The sequence below is a fragment of the Brochothrix campestris genome, assembly GCF_046058945.1.
Classification (GTDB): Bacteria; Bacillota; Bacilli; order Lactobacillales; family Listeriaceae; genus Brochothrix; species Brochothrix campestris.
In genome coordinates this window covers 1,876,995-1,894,238 of sequence record NZ_CP175511.1, presented here as the reverse complement: position 1 = coordinate 1,894,238, position 17,244 = coordinate 1,876,995, and the positions used below count along the sequence as shown (strand labels likewise).

Here is a 17,244-nt window from a genome sequence, read left to right as displayed (position 1 = left end):
ATCGAATTTGTTATAATTGTTTCAGATAAAGAGGTGAGCTGAATGGCAGAAATGACAGAAGAATTACAAGATAACATGTTGGCTTGTCTCGAACAAGTCATCGATCCAGAACTTGGGATTGATATCGTCAATCTCGGCTTAATTTACGGCGTTGACATTGATGATGATGGCTTATGCACTGTAACAATGACCTTAACCTCAATGGGGTGTCCGTTAGCGGGCATCATTGTTGAACAGATTGAAAGTGCATTAGAAGATTTACCAGAAGTGAGTGAGACAAAGGTCGATATCGTCTGGGATCCGGTTTGGACCAAAGACCGGATGTCGCGTTATGCGAAGATTGCATTAGGGATTCGTTAAGTAAATAAAAAAACATCCTCTTGAGGGTGTTTTTTTATATATTAATTCTAAAATTCTAATTTAGAACAACATTAGAGAAATGATGGTAACGGCTCAGTCGCTATTATATAGTAGAAGCAGGAGCTGATTGACAATTTTTTGGAGGTGTTACTGATGACAAGTTCACTTTTTAAAAAGAAAGACATCGCAGAGCTGTTGCGTTATCAATCACCATTAAAGAAAGAACTAACCACTTTTGACCTCGTCTTTTTAGGAATCGGCGCGATTATTGGAACCGGGATTTTTGTCTTAACAGGTGTTGGTGCGTTAAAGGCGGGGCCATCACTGATGCTTTCGTTTGTACTGGCTGCACTCTGTTGCTTATTTGCCGCTTTTTGTTACGCAGAATTCGCCTCGACAGTGCCGATTTCAGGTTCTGTCTATACGTATACGTACATTACGTTAGGTGAATTTTTAGCCTTCATTATTGGCTGGGATTTAATCTTAGAATATTTACTTGCGACTGCGACCGTATCCGTTGGATGGTCAGGGTATTTGGTCTCATTCATCGAAGGTATTGGCATTCACTTACCGCAGGCCTTAACCGCAGCTGCGGGAACCTATGCTAATAAAACGACCTTTATTAATTTACCGGCTATTTTTATTATTGGTGTTATCACCTTGGTCATCGCGATGGGCATTCGCCAAACAAAACGGGTGAACAACATCTTAGTGGCCATAAAAGTCGCAATTGTGCTATTATTTATCGTTGTGACAATTTGGTATGTTAAACCCGAAAATTGGACACCATTTGCTCCGTTTGGTTTCTTTACACATTCTGGTGGTGAATCGGTTGGTATTTTACCAGCGGCATCCATTGTGTTTTTCTCTTATATTGGTTTTGACGCGATATCCTCAAGCGCCGAAGAAACGGTGAATCCGCAAAAAAGTATCCCACGGGGGATTTTAATTTCACTTGGAATTTGTACGATATTGTACGTGATTATGACGGCCATTATGACAGGGGTTGTTTATTACCCTCATTTTGCTGATTATTTAGCAGCACCGGTATCCTATGTCTTACAGTCAGTGAATCAAAACTGGATGGCAGGGATTGTTAATGTCGGTGCCATATTAGGGATGACGACGGTGATGATTGTGATGTTCTATGGTCAGACCCGTGTAGCCTATGCCATGAGTCGTGATGGACTGTTTCCAAAAATATTCTCGAAAATAAATCCTAAAACAGATACACCGTTTACCGCTACGTTAATTACGGGTGGGATTTGTGCCTTAGCGGGAGGGTTTATTAATTTGAACGTCTTGTCTGAATTAGTAAACATCGGAACATTAACAGCCTTCTTCCTCGTGTCTATTGCCGTTATTATTTTACGGAAAACACAGCCCGATTTGAAACGCTCATTTAGAGCACCCTTTGTACCGGTATTGCCGATTGTGGCTGCCCTCTTTTGCTTAATGCTGATTGCCGGATTACAGTGGCAAACATGGCTACGCTTCCTCGTGTGGTTGCTAATTGGCGTCGCGGTTTACTTCTTATATGCCCGTCATCATTCGAAGATGAAATAAAAGCTTTACAACCTTATACTTTCGGAGTGAAAGTCTTGTTAATTAGTTGCAAAGTAGCGCTCTTTCTAAAAGCTAACACTAGCCTCATTAGAGGGTGGTGTTTTTTGTTAACGAAACTTTAATAAAATACCGACAACTTTATGACGGATACAAAAATGTGAAAAAAGTCGAGAGCGTGTGTGCTAACCTTAAATCAGTTATATATCGATTAGTAATGGAGGGATAGTATGGGGAAGCACAAGCGATTTAGGCCATTAGAACAAGACATCAAAAAATTATGGCGTAAGGATAAACATATTGTGAATGAAAATGCGAATAAAGACAGCACGGTTTTTAATACGCAACGGGATTTAACGGCAGGAATTGTAGCAAAGTATTATGCGATGCGTTACCAGTTACCTGAAAATGTTGCAGCAGCACATGAGGCTGGCGATATCCATTTTCATGATTTAGACTATTCACCGTATCAACCGCTAACGAACTGCTGTTTAATTGATATTGCAGGCATGTTGGAACATGGCTTTCAAATAGGGAATGCGAGTGTGGAGCCACCGCATTCGATTCAAACCGCAGCTGCTCAAATCGCGCAAATCATTGCGAATGTATCGAGCTCACAGTACGGTGGCTGCTCAGTTGACCGGATTGATGAAATATTAGCGCATTATGCGGAGTGTAATTATGAAAAACATCTCGTTAAGGCGAGCGAATGGGTGGAACCGAGTCGACGTGAAGACTATGCGCTGTCATTTACGAAGAAGGATATTTATGATGCAATGCAAAGTTTAGAATATGAGATTAACACCCTTTATTCAAGCAACGGTCAAACGCCGTTTGTGACCTTAGGGTTTGGTCTGGGAACATCTTGGATTGAGCGTGAAATTCAACAAGCCATTTTAAACGTACGGCTTGCTGGCCTTGGTAAACAACGGCAGACCGCAATTTTTCCAAAGTTGGTGTTTAGCTTGAAACGTGGCGTAAACTTGGAAACGACGGATCCCAATTACGATGTAAAAAAATTAGCATTAGAATGTTCAGCAAAACGGATGTACCCCGATGTGTTGAACTACGATAAGCTTGTGGAGATTACTGGTGATTTCAAGGCGCCGATGGGCTGTCGTTCTTTTTTGCCGGCTTGGAAAAATGCGAAGGGCGAATTTGAAAATGCAGGCCGGATGAATATGGGAGTGGTGACATTGAATTTACCGCGTTTAGCGATTCGTTCGCAAGCTAATAGCGAGCGTTTCTGGCAGTTATTTGCTGAACAGATGGTGACGATGAAAGAAGCCTTGCTATATCGTATTGAACGAACAAAAGAAGCGAAGCCAGAAAACGCCCCGATTTTATACCAATATGGTGCCTTCGGCGAACGGTTACAAAAGGGTGAGGCTGTTGATACGTTGTTTAAAGACGGTCGAGCGACAATCTCGATTGGCTATCTCGGATTATATGAACTGGCGGCACATTTCTTTGGTGCTTATCCCGAAAAAAATACCGAAGCGAAGGCCTTTATTTTAAGTGTGCTCCAAAAATTAAATGACTATGCCGCTGAGTGGCGTGAGGAGACTGGCTATTGGTTTAGTGTCTATGCGACTCCATCTGAAAGTTTAGCTGATCGTTTTAATCGCATGGACCGGGAACGCTATGGCGAAATTGCCTTTTTGACAGATAAGGATTATTATCAAAATTCATTCCATTATGACGTGCGAGAAAAAGTCTCGGCGTTTGAAAAAATCGACTATGAAAAAGCGTTTGCCCCTTTATCGTCAGGTGGTTTCATTCATTATTGTGAATACCCTGTATTAGTACATAACTTAGCTGCGCTTGAGAGCGTATGGGATTATGCTTATGACCGCGTTGCTTATTTAGGTACGAATACCCCGATTGATAAATGCTTTGAGTGTGGCTTTGAAGGCGAATTTAGACCGACTGCTAAAGGGTTTGAATGTCCGACCTGTCATAATCACAATCCGCTGACCTGTGATGTGGTGAAGCGAACCTGTGGATATTTAGGAAATCCTGTGAAGCGGCCAATGGTTCATGGGCGTCACGACGAAATTGTAAATCGCGTTAAACATACGAAGGCATCAAACGATGAGTGAGCTGAAACAATGGGTGGCTGAAGCGGTTAGTAAGCAACGGATAGCGTCCTATCAACCATTTAACGCGATTGATGGTGAAGGAATACGTTGCAGTGTGTATGTATCAGGCTGTCTCTTTAATTGTGAAGGCTGTTATAACAAGAGTGCTCAGTCATTTAATTATGGCATGGTATACAGTGCGTCCTTTGCCGACAAGGTGTTAAAGGATGTTGGTCATGAAGGTGTGACAGGTCTGTCGCTGTTAGGTGGGGAGCCTTTTTTGAACACGCAGGTGTGTTTAGATCTTGTGAGGAAGCTCCGTGAACTATACGGTCAAACACGTGATGTTTGGATTTGGACAGGCTATACGTATGCTGAACTATGTCAGGCGAGTGCGGATAAACAAGCATTACTGTCTTACTGTGATGTGCTTGTCGATGGCAAGTTCGAGCAAGCCTTATTTAGACCGAACTTACCTTTTAGGGGCAGTTTGAATCAAAAAATCATTGATGTCAAACAAAGCCGTGAACAACGACGGGTTGTACTTTATAAACAGTACGATTAGCAAATAACAAAGTGAGCAGCCATTTGGCTGTTTTTTTTTGCAAATAGTCACGGTAGTAGTTGAGTAATGGTATAATGAAATAGTTTCAAAAAAGGACAGGAAAGAGATGATTTTTATGGCGGTTCTCTTACAGGGCGCCGAAGGCATTTTAACAATTTTAGTGATGATTGCACTTGGCTATTATTTATGCAGTAAAAAGTGGTTCGATGACCGAACAACCGGCGTGATTGTGCGCTTAATTATTATGGTAGCTTTACCGCTATACATGGTTAATAATATTTTAACGGATTTTACACGGTCACAATTGATTGACTTAATTCCAGGGTTAATCTATCCCTTTATATCAATGGCAGTGATGTTTTTACTCTCATTATTGGCAGTTAAGGTAGTTGGTGTTAATGAAGGACGTCGTGGCACCTTTAAATCGATGTTTCTTAATTCGAATACGATTTTCATTGGTTTACCAGTGAACCTCGCGTTGTTTGGCACAACGAGTTTACCGTATGTGCTGATTTATTACATGGCAAATACGATTTGTTTTTGGACACTTGGTGCGTATCTAATCGCCAAAGATGGTGAACATGAGCTCGAACGACCTTCTTTAAAAGTGACTTTATCACGGGTGTTCTCACCACCTTTTCTCGCTTTTTTAGTGGCGGTTGCCTTGTTGATGTTTAACGTCAAACTGCCAACGTTTATCATGGCAGATATGAATTATTTAGGCAGTATGACAACGCCATTATCAATGTTGTTTATCGGGATTTGTATTTTTAATGCGGGTCTTGAAAATGTTCGCCTAACAAAGGATGCCTGGGGAATTTTACTTGGTCGCTTTATTTTATCGCCCTTTGTGATGTTATGTATCGTTTATTATGCGGATATTCCGCAACTGATGAAAGAGGTTTTTATTATTCAAGCGGCAATGCCAGTCATGACCAATGCACCGGTGATTGCGAAGGTAAGTGGGGCGGATTCTGATTACGCTGCAATCATGGTGACGTTAAGTACCTTAACAGCTTTAATTGCAATTCCGTTCCTATTATTAGCAGTTTCGAATATTCAGTTTTAAGCGTTTTATTAACCAACGAGAACAGTATTATCTTAACAAGCTATCAAAAACGCCAATTTTGTTAGCTTATCTCACAAAAATAACGGAATATTCTGACAATTATTGCTTAGTACCTAAAAGTTGCCGTATAATTCAATCTCATAGAAGGATAACTTTCTAAATGCTTATCTTAAAAGGAGATGGTTCTTATGGCAGATACAGGTTTTGTATTTCTTTGCACATTGTTAGTATGGTTAATGACACCCGGATTGGCATTCTTTTATGGCGGTATGGGACAAACGAAAAATGTTTTGAGTACCGCGATGTATAGTTTTTCTGCAATTGTTGTTGTTTCTATTTTATGGGTAATGATTGGTTATAGTTTAGCTTTCTCAGAGGGCAATGCTTTCTTTGGTGGTTTTGATTATATCTGGTTAAATGATCTTGGTTTTAACATTCCGAAGGAAGGGATTCCTGATGTTTTAAATATGATGTTCCAACTGACCTTTTGTGCGATTACAGTCGCTATTATTAGTGGGGCAGTAGCCGAACGGATGAAATTTAGCGCATGGTTATTGTTCATCACCTTATGGGTACTATTAGTGTATACCTTCGTTGCTCACTGGGTATGGGGGGGCGGTTTTATCGGTGTTAATATCGGGGCCCTTGATTTTGCAGGAGGAACGGTCGTACATATTGCATCAGGTGTAACGGGATTAGTACTGGCGTTAATGCTTGGTAAACGGAAAGAAGTTACCTTACCGCACAATTTAACTTTAGTAGGTATTGGTGGTACGCTCGTGTGGTTAGGTTGGTTTGGTTTCAACACAGGGAGCGCGCTTAGCTTAAACGATGTCGCGATGCATGCCTTTGTTAATACGAGTACAGCTGCAGTCTTTGGGATTGTCGCTTGGGTAGGTCTTGAATGGGTGGTGAATAAGAAACCGACGTTACTAGGCACGATGAGTGGGGCATTAGCTGGTTTGGTAGGTATTACACCAGCTGCAGGTTTCGTTACCTTAACTGGTTCGTTGTTTATTGGTTTGTTAACAGGAGCCGGGTGTTATTGGGCAATTACGTTCTTGAAACCACGTTTAGGATATGATGATGCGCTTGATGCCTTTGGCTTACATGGTGTGGGTGGTGCGATTGGCGCGCTACTTACAGGTGTCTTTGCTAACAAAACAGTCGGTGGTGTTGATGGGTTATTGACTGGAAATCCACTGCTTGTTTGGGATCAGTTTTTAGCTATCATTATCACGGTTGTATTTGTAGCAGTCATGACGTTTGTGATTGCTAAGGTTGTTGGTTTAGTTACATCTTTACGCGTTACAAAACAAGCAGAACAAACGGGGTTAGATATAACAATTCATGGGGAACGGGCTTACCGCGAATAAGAGGAGGATGATACTATGGTAAATACAGGAATCTATAAAGTTGAAATCATTACACGAGATGGCAAGTTTTATGAGTTGCAAACAGCTTTGAAAGAAGTTGGGATTACCGGTATTACGGTGACAAATGCATTGGGAACAGGCCTTCAAAAAGGAGAACTTGAATTATATCGTGGTGTTAAACATGATACAAGCGTCTTTGAGCGAATCAAGATTGAAATCGTTGTGTATGAAGTGCCGGTCGAAACGGTGATTGATGTCACGAAAAAAATCTTGAGTACCGGCGAACCTGGTGATGGTAAAATTTTCGTTTATCCAATTTCACAGGTTGTTGATATTCGGACTGGTAAAGAAGGTAGCGAAGCGTTATAGGGAGAACTGAAAGTATTTTAAAGCCCGTTCTAAACTGCATTGATTGAATTAGGGGAAACGAAAGTGAAATCAGTTTGTTCAAGCGTTTATCAATTCGACAGGTCGTTCAAGCGCTTGTTTACCAGCGCTCGTAAATAAGTTGGACTTGGTCTACAATCTGACAGGAATCGCTCATTGCGATTCCTTTTTTTGAGCACCCAAAATAGCCAGATAGGGTGTTAAGTGTAACGAGTTAGTGATAAGGAAAACAATAAACGTGTAAAACACGAACATTAAATAAATACTTTGTAAAATCGTTCGATTATAAGTTGACGGTATTTATGTTTGTTTGTTACAATGAACATGAAAGCAAGACACGTGATTTTAGGGAAGAAAGATGGACTCAAAGTCGTATTAGAACAAACAACTCAGGAGGCGTCTATGACAATTGAAATTGGTGTAGTGATGGGCAGTACGTCAGATTGGCCCACAATGAAACTTGCCTGTGATTTATTAGCAGAATATGGTATCGCTTATGAGAAAAAAGTTGTGTCAGCACATCGAACACCAGATTTAATGTTTGACTATGCTAAAACAGCTCGAAAACGCGGTCTCAAAGTTATTATTGCCGGAGCAGGTGGTGCCGCTCATTTACCAGGTATGATAGCGGCACAAACAACCTTGCCTGTTATCGGTGTTCCGATTAAATCAAAAGCACTCAATGGCCTCGATTCATTGTTATCAATCGTGCAAATGCCAGGTGGTGTGCCTGTGGCAACAGTAGCAATTGGTGAGGCAGGTGCTAAAAATGCCGCTTTACTGGCCGCGCAAATATTGAGTATCACAGATGAGACAGTAGCTGAAAAATTAGCGCGAACACGCGAAAATATGCGCCTAAGCGTAATAGAAAGTAGTGATTCGCTTGAATAAACAGTTGTATCCCGGCCAAACAATTGGTATTATCGGGGGTGGGCAGCTTGGTCAAATGTTAGCCTTAACAGCAAAAGCAAAGGGCTTTTATGTGATTGTGGTTGATCCGCAAAGAAACTGTCCGTGCTCGCAAGTATGCGATGAACACATTGTTGCAGACTACACCGACCAAGCCGCATTAACAGTGTTAGCTGAACGTGCCGCTGTCGTGACCTATGAATTTGAAAACATTGATTACAATGCGTTACAACTGATTGAAAAAACAACAGTGGTGGCGCCTTCTGCATCGATATTAGCGATTACGCAGGATCGTATTCTTGAAAAGACATATTTGAGTGATTTAAGCATCAATGTTGCACCGTTTGCGGTCATCGTCGAACGTGATGACATCGATCAGGAAATTGTTGGCATTGGTTATCCGTGTGTCTTAAAAACAAGTAATGGTGGCTATGATGGTAAAGGACAAGTCGTGTTACACTCAGCAACAGATATTGATGAGGCCGTTGGATTATTAGCACACGGCCCCTGTGTATTGGAGGCTTGGATTCCGTTTGAAGCAGAGGCATCAATTATTGTGGCACGAAACCATGGGGGGATGATAGAAACCTTTCCCGTGGTCGAAAACATTCATCGGCATAATATTTTGCATCAAACATTGGCGCCGGCACGCTTATCTGCAGCCGTTGTGCAACAAGCAGAAGCGATTGCACAGAAACTCGCGTTAGCACTCGATCTGGTAGGTGTGTTGGCGATTGAGTTATTTGTGGCAGCAGATGAGATTGTGTATGTGAATGAACTTGCACCACGACCTCATAATTCGGGGCATTATACGATGGAAGCCTGTGATGTGTCGCAGTTTGACCAGCATATTCGCGCCATTTGCAACTGGCCGTTGCCAAAACCGCAGTTGTTAAGTGGGGCGGTGATGACGAATGTTCTTGGTCAACACGTCGAGCAAACTTATGCTCAGATTGGCCAAAAGGCGCACTGGCACATTCATATGTATGGCAAAGATGAGGCCAAACACAATCGGAAAATGGGTCACCTGACCATTCTAACGGACACACTCGAAACAACTCAAGCAGAACTAAAAAACACCCGTATTTGGGATTAATTGGAGGAAATTACAAATGATAGAACGTTACACTCGACCAGAGATGGGCAATATTTGGACAACAGAAAACCGCTATAAAGCATGGCTCGAAGTTGAAATTTTAGCTGATGAAGCATGGGCGGAACTCGGTGTGATCCCGAAAGAAGATGCCAAAAAAATTCGTGCGAATGCAACATTTGATAGCGCGCGTGTTGCTGAAATCGAAAAAGAAACGCGTCATGACGTGGTAGCCTTCACGCGTTCAGTCTCAGAATCGCTCGGAGACGAAAAAAAATGGGTACATTACGGCTTAACTTCAACGGATGTTGTCGATACAGCGAACGGTTATTTACTCAAACAAGCGAATGATATTTTACGCACAGATTTACATAACTTCATCGAAATCATTAAAAACAAAGCGATTGAACATAAAGATACCGTAACAATGGGACGGACGCACGGTGTACACGCCGAGCCGACAACCTTTGGTTTGAAGTTAGCCCTTTGGTACTCAGAAATGAAACGTAACTTGGAACGTTTTGAACATGCGGCAAAAAGCATCGAATGTGGCAAAATTTCCGGTGCGGTTGGCACATATGCAAACATTGATCCGTTTGTTGAAAAATATGTTTGTGACAAAATCGGCATCGATGCGGATCCAATCTCAACACAGGTGTTACAACGCGACCGTCACGCTGAGTATGTGAGTACATTAGCGTTAATCGCGACCTCAATCGAAAAATTCGCGACTGAAATTCGCGGATTACAAAAATCTGAAATTCGTGAAGTTGAAGAAGCCTTTGCCAAAGGGCAAAAAGGATCATCAGCGATGCCGCATAAACGCAACCCAATCGGTTCTGAGAACATGACAGGTTTAGCGCGTGTGGTTCGTGGGCATGTGATGACAGCCTTTGAAAACGTAACGTTATGGCATGAACGTGATATCTCACATTCATCAGCTGAACGTATTATTTTACCTGATGCAACCATCCTCTTAAACTACATGTTGAATCGTTTCGGGAACATTGTGAAAAACTTAACTGTTTTCCCTGAAAATATGAAGCGCAACATGGAAGCAACGCACGGCTTGATTTATTCACAACATGTGTTATTAACACTAATTGATAAAGGTTTAGCACGTGAAACAGCTTATGATACAGTGCAACCACTTGCGATGCAATCATGGGAAGAAGCTGTGCCATTCCGTACGCTAATCGAAAATGATCCATTAATTTCTGCTAAGTTATCAGCAGCTGAAATTGAAGCCTGCTTTGACTACAATTACCACCTCACAAAAGTTGATTTTATCTTTGAACGTTTAGGTTTACTCACTAAAAAATAAAGAAATGGCAGCGTGCAATGCTTATCACCAGTTGGGTTGATAGGCATTGCACACTACTTGTAAGGGATGACGACATACCGTTTTCTCTTATTCAATATACCGAATTTTCGGAGTATTCTAAATAAATAAGGCTATATAGGGGGAAATACCATGCAAAAAGGTCACTTACTATATGAAGGAAAAGCAAAATCGTTGTACGCAACAGATGAACCAAACGTCATTTGGATGACGTATAAAGATGATGCAACAGCATTGAATGGGGCACGTAAAACGGCATTTGCTAATAAAGGTCGTTTGAATAACCAAATCTCAACCTTATTATTTCATTACTTGGAAAAAAACGGTGTGCAAACACACTTACTTGAGACATTATCAGAAACAGAGCAACTCGTTAAAAAAGTGGATGTCATTGCGCTTGAAGTCGTCGTTCGTAATGTGATGGCGGGTTCGCTGGCTAAAAAACTAGGCGTGGCTGAAGGGGCTGTCTTGGCGGAACCCATCGTTGAATTTTATTACAAGGATGATGCCTTAGATGATCCGTTCATCAATGAAGATCACATCCGTTTTTTAGGACTAGCGACCCTGGCCGAAATCGCAGAGCTTAAAACAGTCGCACATACGATAAACGCCCTTCTGCAAGAGCGTTTCAAAGCCGCAAATATCGAACTTGTTGATTTTAAAATTGAACTTGGGCGTTTAGCAGATGGCTCAATTGTGCTGGCGGATGAAATATCGCCGGATAGCTGTCGCTTATGGGATAGTGAAACGAAGCAAAAACTCGATAAGGATGTTTTTCGCCGCGACTTAGGCGACCTAGTATCGGTTTATGAAGAAGTATTGAGACGATTAACGGCATAAGGTAGTGAGACACACATCATAAAATAAGGAGTGAATGTCATGACGATGTTTAAAGTAAAGGTGTATGTAACGTTGAAGAAGAGTGTGTTAGACCCACAAGGGGTGGCAGTTAAAGAGTCATTAAACAGTATGGATTATCAAGAGGTACAAGACATCCGTGTCGGTAAGTACATGGAAATCATGATAGCCAAAAGTGAGCGTCCAGTTGAGGAAGTCGTCAATGAAATATGTGATAAATTACTTGCAAATCCAGTGATGGAAAACTATTGGTATGAGATTGAGGAGGTTGAAGAAGCGTGAAATTTGCAGTCATTCAATTTCCAGGCTCAAACTGTGATTTAGATATGTTACATGCAATTCGCGACAACTTAAACGAGAAGGCAGACTACGTTTGGTATCAAGCGACATCGCTTGAAGGCTTTGATGCCGTATTATTACCAGGTGGCTTTTCTTATGGCGATTATTTAAGAACGGGTGCGATTGCTAAGTTTGCACCGATAATGTCAGAGGTGATGCGCTTTGCCACCGAAGGCAAACCAGTGCTCGGTGTTTGCAATGGTTTTCAAATTTTGACAGAAAGTGGATTGTTACCCGGGGCGTTAATTCGTAATCAAAACCTCCATTTCATCTGTAAGACAGTGACACTCAAAGTGGCGAATAATGCGACCTTATTTACGAATCAATATGACAAGGAGGCGCGTTTAAGCATTCCGATTGCCCATGGTGAAGGAAATTATTATTGTGATGATGCGACTTTAGCTGAACTGACAGCCAATCAACAAATTGTCTTTACGTACGAAGGTGAGAATCCAAACGGATCGCGTGAGGCGATTGCAGGTATAACAAACAGAGCGGGCAATGTATTAGGAATGATGCCTCATCCAGAACGAGCGGTTGAAGACTTGCTCGGTAGTGCAGATGGTTTAAAACTATTTCAATCAATCGTCAACCAATGGAGGGAAACAAATGCTAACTAAAACAGAGCCTAGTGCAGCAACAATTGCAACGGAACAACTTTACTTAGAAATGGGCTTGACTCCCGCTGAGTATGACCTCATTTGTACCATCTTAAAACGCCAACCGAATTATACCGAAACAGGGCTGTTCTCAGTGATGTGGTCAGAACATTGCAGCTATAAAAATTCGAAACCGGTGTTGGCGAAGTTTCCAACAACGGGTGAGCAAGTGTTAATGGGACCTGGTGAAGGTGCAGGGATTGTTGATATTGGTGATGGACAAGGTGTTTGTTTTAAGGTAGAAAGTCATAATCATCCGTCATACGTTGAACCGTATCAAGGAGCAGCGACAGGTGTCGGTGGCATTATCCGTGATATTTTCTCGATGGGCGCTCGACCGATTGCAATGTTAAACTCGTTACGTTTTGGTGAGATTGATAACGCCCATACAAAGTACTTAGTGAATGAAGTAGTCGCGGGTATTGCTGGTTACGGGAATTCAATTGGTATTCCAACAGTCGGTGGTGAAATTCAATTTGAACCAAGCTATGCTAAAAACCCGCTTGTTAACGCGATGTGTGTCGGTATTATCGATCAAAAAGACATTCAAAAAGGAAAGGCTGCTGGCGTCGGAAACTCGGTAATGTACGTGGGAGCAAAAACAGGTCGTGATGGCATTCATGGTGCAACCTTTGCCTCGGTTGAATTCAGTGAAGAAGGCGAACAACAACGGTCAGCTGTTCAAGTAGGCGATCCATTCATGGAAAAACTACTAATCGAAGCCTGTTTAGAAGTCATTCAAAACCATTCGGCTATATTAGTCGGAATTCAAGACATGGGTGCAGCCGGATTAGTGAGTTCATCGAGTGAAATGGCATCAAAAGCCGGATCAGGCTTACGCTTGAACATGGATGCTGTCCCGCAACGTGAAACGCAGATGAGTGCTTATGAAATGCTCTTGTCGGAATCACAAGAACGGATGTTACTCTGTATTAAAAAAGGGCATGAACATGAGATTCAAGCGCTGTTTGAACGCTATGGCTTAGAAGGCGTTATTATTGGCGAGGTAACTGATGATGGCATGTATACCATTAGTCATGGCGGTGAAATTGTCGCGAATGTGCCGGTAGATGCATTGGCAGAAGATGCACCCGTTTATCATAAAGAAGCACGTGAACCACAGCAATACCGTGATTTTCAAGCACAGGCACCGTTTGTGCCGGTCATTGCTGATACTGCGAAGTTGTGGGAGCAATTAATTGCCCAACCGACAATTGCGAGTAAACGTCATGTGTATGAACAATTTGACTACCAAGTACGTACAAATACGGTCGTGTTACCAGGTTCTGACGCCGCAGTGCTGCGCGTTCGTGGGACGAACAAGGCGATTGCGATGACGGTTGACTGCAATTCACGTTACCTTTACTTAGACCCAAAAGTCGGTGGTCAAATTGCGTTGGCTGAAGCCGCACGGAACATTGTGTGTTCAGGAGCGCAACCGTTGGCGATTACAGATGGCTTAAACTTTGGAAATCCCGAAAAACCCGAAATTTTTTGGCAAATTGAGCAAGCAGCGGATGGTATTGCAGAAGGCTGTCGTGTGTTAAATACGCCCGTTATTTCAGGAAATGTGTCCTTGTACAATGAAACAGATGGTGAGGCTATTTATCCGACACCGGTCATTGGGATGGTTGGTTTGGTGACGGAATTAGAACATGTCACAACGCAATCGTTCAAACAAGCGGGCGATTCCATCTTCTTAATCGGTCAAACGAAGGCTGAATTTAACGGTTCAGAATTGCAAAAACTGCAAGAAGGTGCGATTAGTGGTAAAGCTCCGACGATTGATTTAACTATCGAGCAAGCGTATCAATCACAATTATTAACAGCGATTCGTAGTGGATTAGTCGCTTCGGCTCATGATTTAGCTGAGGGTGGTTTGGCAATTGCATTGGCGGAATCAGCCTTTAAAGGCAAGTTTGGTGTTAATGTGACAGTGCCATTTACGAGTGACCTCTTGTTCAGTGAATCACAATCACGCTTTTTAGTCTCAGTCTCAGCGGCTAACCACGACGCTTTTGCGGCTCAGTTTGGTGAAGCAGCTGTTGCAATTGGGCAGGTGAGTGCTGACGGTGTGCTACGGGTACAGGCAACAAATGAAGACGTTGAAGTGAACACAGCTGTTTTAGAAACTGCTTGGGAGGCGACACTGCCATGTCTACTGAAATAAGAGGATTAAATGAAGAATGTGGGGTCTTTGGTGTTTGGGGACATGATGAAGCGCCATCTGTTACTTATTTTGGTTTGCATAGTTTACAGCATCGAGGGCAAGAAGGCGCAGGCATTTGTGTCACTGACGGCGAAAAAATCGACGGTCACCGTAACTTAGGCTTGCTCGCCGATGTTTTTAAAAATGGTGAATTGGATGAGCTACAGGGAGCAGGTGCCATTGGTCATGTGCGCTATGCCACAGCTGGTGGTAAGACGTTGCAAAATGTGCAACCGATGTTGTTCCACTTTCAAAACTCATCGTTAGCACTTGCTCATAATGGTAATCTAATTAATGCTGACACATTGCGTGGCAAGCTCGAGCGTGAAGGTGCTATTTTTCAGTCGAGTTCAGATACGGAAGTGCTTGCCCATCTTATTAAGCGCGGGATTTCAGATGACTTTTATGATAATCTAAAAGCAGCTCTCTGTCAGGTAAAGGGTGGTTTTGCCTACTTATTATTAACAGAGGATGCGATGATTTGTGCGTTGGATCCGAGTGGATTTCGTCCCTTGTCGATTGGTCGTTTAGGCGATTCGTACGTCGTTGCTTCAGAAACGTGTGCCTTTGATGTTGTTGGTGCTGAGTTTGTTCGCGATGTTGAGCCGGGTGAAATGATTATCTTTGATAAGGATGGCATGCACATTGACCATTACCGTACAGATACACAACATGCCATTTGTAGCATGGAATATGTTTACTTTGCGCGTCCTGATTCTAATATTGCTGGAATTAACGTGCATACGGCACGTAAACGGATGGGGGTTACCTTAGCCCAAGAAGCACCAATTGAAGCTGATATGGTGATTGGTGTCCCTGATTCAAGTATTTCAGCAGCGATTGGATATGCCGAAGAAGTCGGGTTGCCGTATGAACTCGGCTTAATTAAGAACCGTTATGTCGCCCGCACGTTTATCCAACCAAGCCAAGAGCTTCGTGAGCAAGGTGTGAAGATGAAACTGTCGGCAGTTAGTGGTGTCGTTAAAGGCAAGCGTGTCATTATGATTGATGATTCGATTGTCCGTGGTACGACGAGTAAACGCATTGTGAGGTTGCTGCGTGAGGCGGGTGCGTTAGAAGTACACGTGCGGATTGCCTCACCACCGTTAATGTACCCTTGTTTTTATGGCATTGACATTCAAACACGTCGCGAATTAATTGCAGCCAACTACACTGTGCCTGAAATTTGTGAGCAAATTGGGGCTGATTCATTGGCGTACTTAAGCTGTGATGGACTCGTCGATGCGATTGGTCGTCCGTTCCCGAATGAGAAGTATGGTGGCATTACGATGGCCTACTTCAATGGCGATTATCCAACGGGCTTATATGACTATGAACAATCGTACCGTGAGAGTTTAAAAGAGAGTTCAATACGCTAAGGAGGACGAGATGATGACAAAGAATGCTTATGCACGTGCCGGTGTTGATGTAAACGCAGGTTACGAAACAGTTGAACGTATCAAAAAACATGTGAAGCGCACAGAGCGCGTTGGTGTAATGGGGGCAATTGGTGGGTTTGGCGGGATGTTTGATCTCTCAACCCTTGGCTTAAAGCAACCGGTGCTTATTTCGGGCACTGACGGGGTCGGTACTAAATTAATGGTTGCTATTGCGGCCGATAAACATGAAACAATCGGCATCGACTGTGTGGCTATGTGTGTCAACGACATCGTTGCACAAGGAGCGGAACCGTTGTTTTTCTTAGACTACATTGCAACCGGCAAGGCGATACCAACACGACTTGAACAAATCGTAGCCGGTGTCGCGACGGGTTGTGAGCAGGCGGGCTGTGCTTTGGTCGGCGGTGAAACAGCTGAAATGCCAGGCATGTACGGTGAAAACGATTATGATTTAGCAGGCTTTACTGTCGGTGCAGTTGAAAAAGAGCAGGTGATTACGAACGAGCGGGTGCAAGCCGGTGATGTCTTGATTGGCATTCCTTCGAGCGGCATTCATAGTAATGGTTACTCGCTTGTACGTGCGATTATGTTTGAACAAAATAACTTTAGCCTCACTGAACAATTACCTAAATTAGCAGAACCACTTGCTGATGAGTTATTGAAACCTACGAAAATTTACGTCAAACCGATTTTAGCCTTACAAAAGGAAGTTGCAATTCATGGGATTAGTCATGTAACTGGTGGTGGTTTTGTCGAAAACATTCCACGGATGTTACCGTCAAACTATTCAGCCAAAATCACACTAGGTTCGTGGCCGATGTTACCGATTTTTGGGGCTTTACAAACGTATGGTGCTGTACCACCACTTGAAATGTACGAAATATTCAACATGGGGATTGGGATGATTGTCGCGGTTGCACCAGCAGATGTGGCGACGGCCCAAGCGGCCTTGCTAGCAGCTGGTGAGGCTTCTTATGTGATTGGTTCGGTTCAAACTGACGAAGCCCATACTGTTTATTTTGAGGAGGCCTAAG

At 42.8% G+C, this 17,244-nt stretch carries 16 protein-coding genes; all 16 read left to right on the top strand.

The window, feature by feature from the left end; all coding sequences use genetic code 11:
• Positions 1 to 51 precede the first annotated feature (51 nt).
• The 16 genes from ACJYYY_RS09415 to purM all read left to right on the top strand — a co-directional run bounded on the left by ACJYYY_RS09415 (position 52) and on the right by purM (position 17,243).
• Positions 52 to 360: a metal-sulfur cluster assembly factor gene (locus tag ACJYYY_RS09415; RefSeq protein WP_035314053.1), complete on the top strand. Its 309-nt coding sequence runs from the start codon at positions 52 to 54 to the stop codon at positions 358 to 360.
• Between the two features lie 153 nt (positions 361 to 513).
• Entirely contained in the window at positions 514 to 1,926 is a 1,413-nt protein-coding gene (locus tag ACJYYY_RS09410; protein ID WP_035314021.1) for an amino acid permease, read from the top strand.
• 227 nt (positions 1,927 to 2,153) lie between these two features.
• Positions 2,154 to 4,025 (top strand): anaerobic ribonucleoside-triphosphate reductase, encoded by a 1,872-nt coding sequence (gene nrdD, locus ACJYYY_RS09405; protein WP_035314022.1) that lies wholly within the window; start codon positions 2,154 to 2,156, stop codon positions 4,023 to 4,025.
• A complete protein-coding gene (nrdG, locus tag ACJYYY_RS09400; RefSeq protein WP_035314023.1) occupies positions 4,018 to 4,569 on the top strand; it encodes an anaerobic ribonucleoside-triphosphate reductase activating protein in 552 nt (183 codons plus the stop codon). The genes nrdD and nrdG overlap by 8 nt, the downstream gene beginning before the upstream one ends.
• Positions 4,570 to 4,675: 106 nt before the next feature.
• Entirely contained in the window at positions 4,676 to 5,638 is a 963-nt protein-coding gene (locus ACJYYY_RS09395) for an AEC family transporter (protein WP_084038534.1), read from the top strand.
• A 179-nt stretch (positions 5,639 to 5,817) separates the two neighbouring features.
• Positions 5,818 to 7,014, top strand: a complete 1,197-nt coding sequence (locus tag ACJYYY_RS09390; RefSeq protein ID WP_035314024.1) for an ammonium transporter — start codon at positions 5,818 to 5,820, stop codon at positions 7,012 to 7,014.
• A 15-nt stretch (positions 7,015 to 7,029) separates the two neighbouring features.
• Positions 7,030 to 7,383 carry a P-II family nitrogen regulator gene (locus ACJYYY_RS09385; RefSeq protein WP_035314025.1) on the top strand — a complete coding sequence of 118 codons (354 nt, stop codon included), beginning with the start codon at positions 7,030 to 7,032 and terminating at the stop codon, positions 7,381 to 7,383.
• 420 nt (positions 7,384 to 7,803) lie between these two features.
• Positions 7,804 to 8,292, top strand: coding sequence for a 5-(carboxyamino)imidazole ribonucleotide mutase (gene purE / locus ACJYYY_RS09380; RefSeq protein ID WP_035314026.1), 489 nt, complete (start codon positions 7,804 to 7,806; stop codon positions 8,290 to 8,292).
• A complete protein-coding gene (purK, locus tag ACJYYY_RS09375) occupies positions 8,276 to 9,406 on the top strand; it encodes a 5-(carboxyamino)imidazole ribonucleotide synthase (protein WP_408868868.1) in 1,131 nt (376 codons plus the stop codon). Before purE ends, purK begins: the two co-directional genes overlap by 17 nt.
• A 16-nt stretch (positions 9,407 to 9,422) precedes the next feature.
• Positions 9,423 to 10,727 carry an adenylosuccinate lyase gene (gene purB, locus ACJYYY_RS09370; protein ID WP_035314028.1) on the top strand — a complete coding sequence of 435 codons (1,305 nt, stop codon included), beginning with the start codon at positions 9,423 to 9,425 and terminating at the stop codon, positions 10,725 to 10,727.
• A gap of 150 nt (positions 10,728 to 10,877) precedes the next feature.
• Positions 10,878 to 11,585 (top strand): phosphoribosylaminoimidazolesuccinocarboxamide synthase, encoded by a 708-nt coding sequence (purC, locus tag ACJYYY_RS09365; RefSeq protein ID WP_035314029.1) that lies wholly within the window; start codon positions 10,878 to 10,880, stop codon positions 11,583 to 11,585.
• Positions 11,586 to 11,630: 45 nt separating this feature from the next.
• Complete coding sequence (purS, locus tag ACJYYY_RS09360; protein ID WP_035314057.1) at positions 11,631 to 11,885, top strand: phosphoribosylformylglycinamidine synthase subunit PurS; 255 nt, start codon at positions 11,631 to 11,633, stop codon at positions 11,883 to 11,885.
• A complete protein-coding gene (gene purQ, locus ACJYYY_RS09355) occupies positions 11,882 to 12,562 on the top strand; it encodes a phosphoribosylformylglycinamidine synthase subunit PurQ (protein WP_035314030.1) in 681 nt (226 codons plus the stop codon). The genes purS and purQ overlap by 4 nt, the downstream gene beginning before the upstream one ends.
• Complete coding sequence (gene purL / locus ACJYYY_RS09350; RefSeq protein ID WP_408868867.1) at positions 12,552 to 14,771, top strand: phosphoribosylformylglycinamidine synthase subunit PurL; 2,220 nt, start codon at positions 12,552 to 12,554, stop codon at positions 14,769 to 14,771. The genes purQ and purL overlap by 11 nt, the downstream gene beginning before the upstream one ends.
• Complete coding sequence (gene purF, locus ACJYYY_RS09345) at positions 14,756 to 16,189, top strand: amidophosphoribosyltransferase (RefSeq protein ID WP_035314031.1); 1,434 nt, start codon at positions 14,756 to 14,758, stop codon at positions 16,187 to 16,189. Before purL ends, purF begins: the two co-directional genes overlap by 16 nt.
• Before the next feature lie 13 nt (positions 16,190 to 16,202).
• Positions 16,203 to 17,243 carry a phosphoribosylformylglycinamidine cyclo-ligase gene (purM, locus tag ACJYYY_RS09340; RefSeq protein WP_035314032.1) on the top strand — a complete coding sequence of 347 codons (1,041 nt, stop codon included), beginning with the start codon at positions 16,203 to 16,205 and terminating at the stop codon, positions 17,241 to 17,243.
• Position 17,244: the final 1 nt, after the last annotated feature.

Coding starts and splice junctions, on each gene's coding strand:
- nrdG (WP_035314023.1), top strand. CDS start 4,018: ATGAGTGAGCTGAAACAATGGGTGGCTGAAGCGGTTAGTAAGCAACGG.
- purM (WP_035314032.1), top strand. CDS start 16,203: ATGACAAAGAATGCTTATGCACGTGCCGGTGTTGATGTAAACGCAGGT.
- ACJYYY_RS09390 (WP_035314024.1), top strand. CDS start 5,818: ATGGTTCTTATGGCAGATACAGGTTTTGTATTTCTTTGCACATTGTTA.
- purS (WP_035314057.1), top strand. CDS start 11,631: ATGTTTAAAGTAAAGGTGTATGTAACGTTGAAGAAGAGTGTGTTAGAC.
- nrdD (WP_035314022.1), top strand. CDS start 2,154: ATGGGGAAGCACAAGCGATTTAGGCCATTAGAACAAGACATCAAAAAA.
- ACJYYY_RS09395 (WP_084038534.1), top strand. CDS start 4,676: ATGATTTTTATGGCGGTTCTCTTACAGGGCGCCGAAGGCATTTTAACA.
- purL (WP_408868867.1), top strand. CDS start 12,552: ATGCTAACTAAAACAGAGCCTAGTGCAGCAACAATTGCAACGGAACAA.
- ACJYYY_RS09385 (WP_035314025.1), top strand. CDS start 7,030: ATGGTAAATACAGGAATCTATAAAGTTGAAATCATTACACGAGATGGC.
- purE (WP_035314026.1), top strand. CDS start 7,804: ATGACAATTGAAATTGGTGTAGTGATGGGCAGTACGTCAGATTGGCCC.
- ACJYYY_RS09410 (WP_035314021.1), top strand. CDS start 514: ATGACAAGTTCACTTTTTAAAAAGAAAGACATCGCAGAGCTGTTGCGT.
- purF (WP_035314031.1), top strand. CDS start 14,756: ATGTCTACTGAAATAAGAGGATTAAATGAAGAATGTGGGGTCTTTGGT.
- purB (WP_035314028.1), top strand. CDS start 9,423: ATGATAGAACGTTACACTCGACCAGAGATGGGCAATATTTGGACAACA.
- ACJYYY_RS09415 (WP_035314053.1), top strand. CDS start 52: ATGACAGAAGAATTACAAGATAACATGTTGGCTTGTCTCGAACAAGTC.
- purC (WP_035314029.1), top strand. CDS start 10,878: ATGCAAAAAGGTCACTTACTATATGAAGGAAAAGCAAAATCGTTGTAC.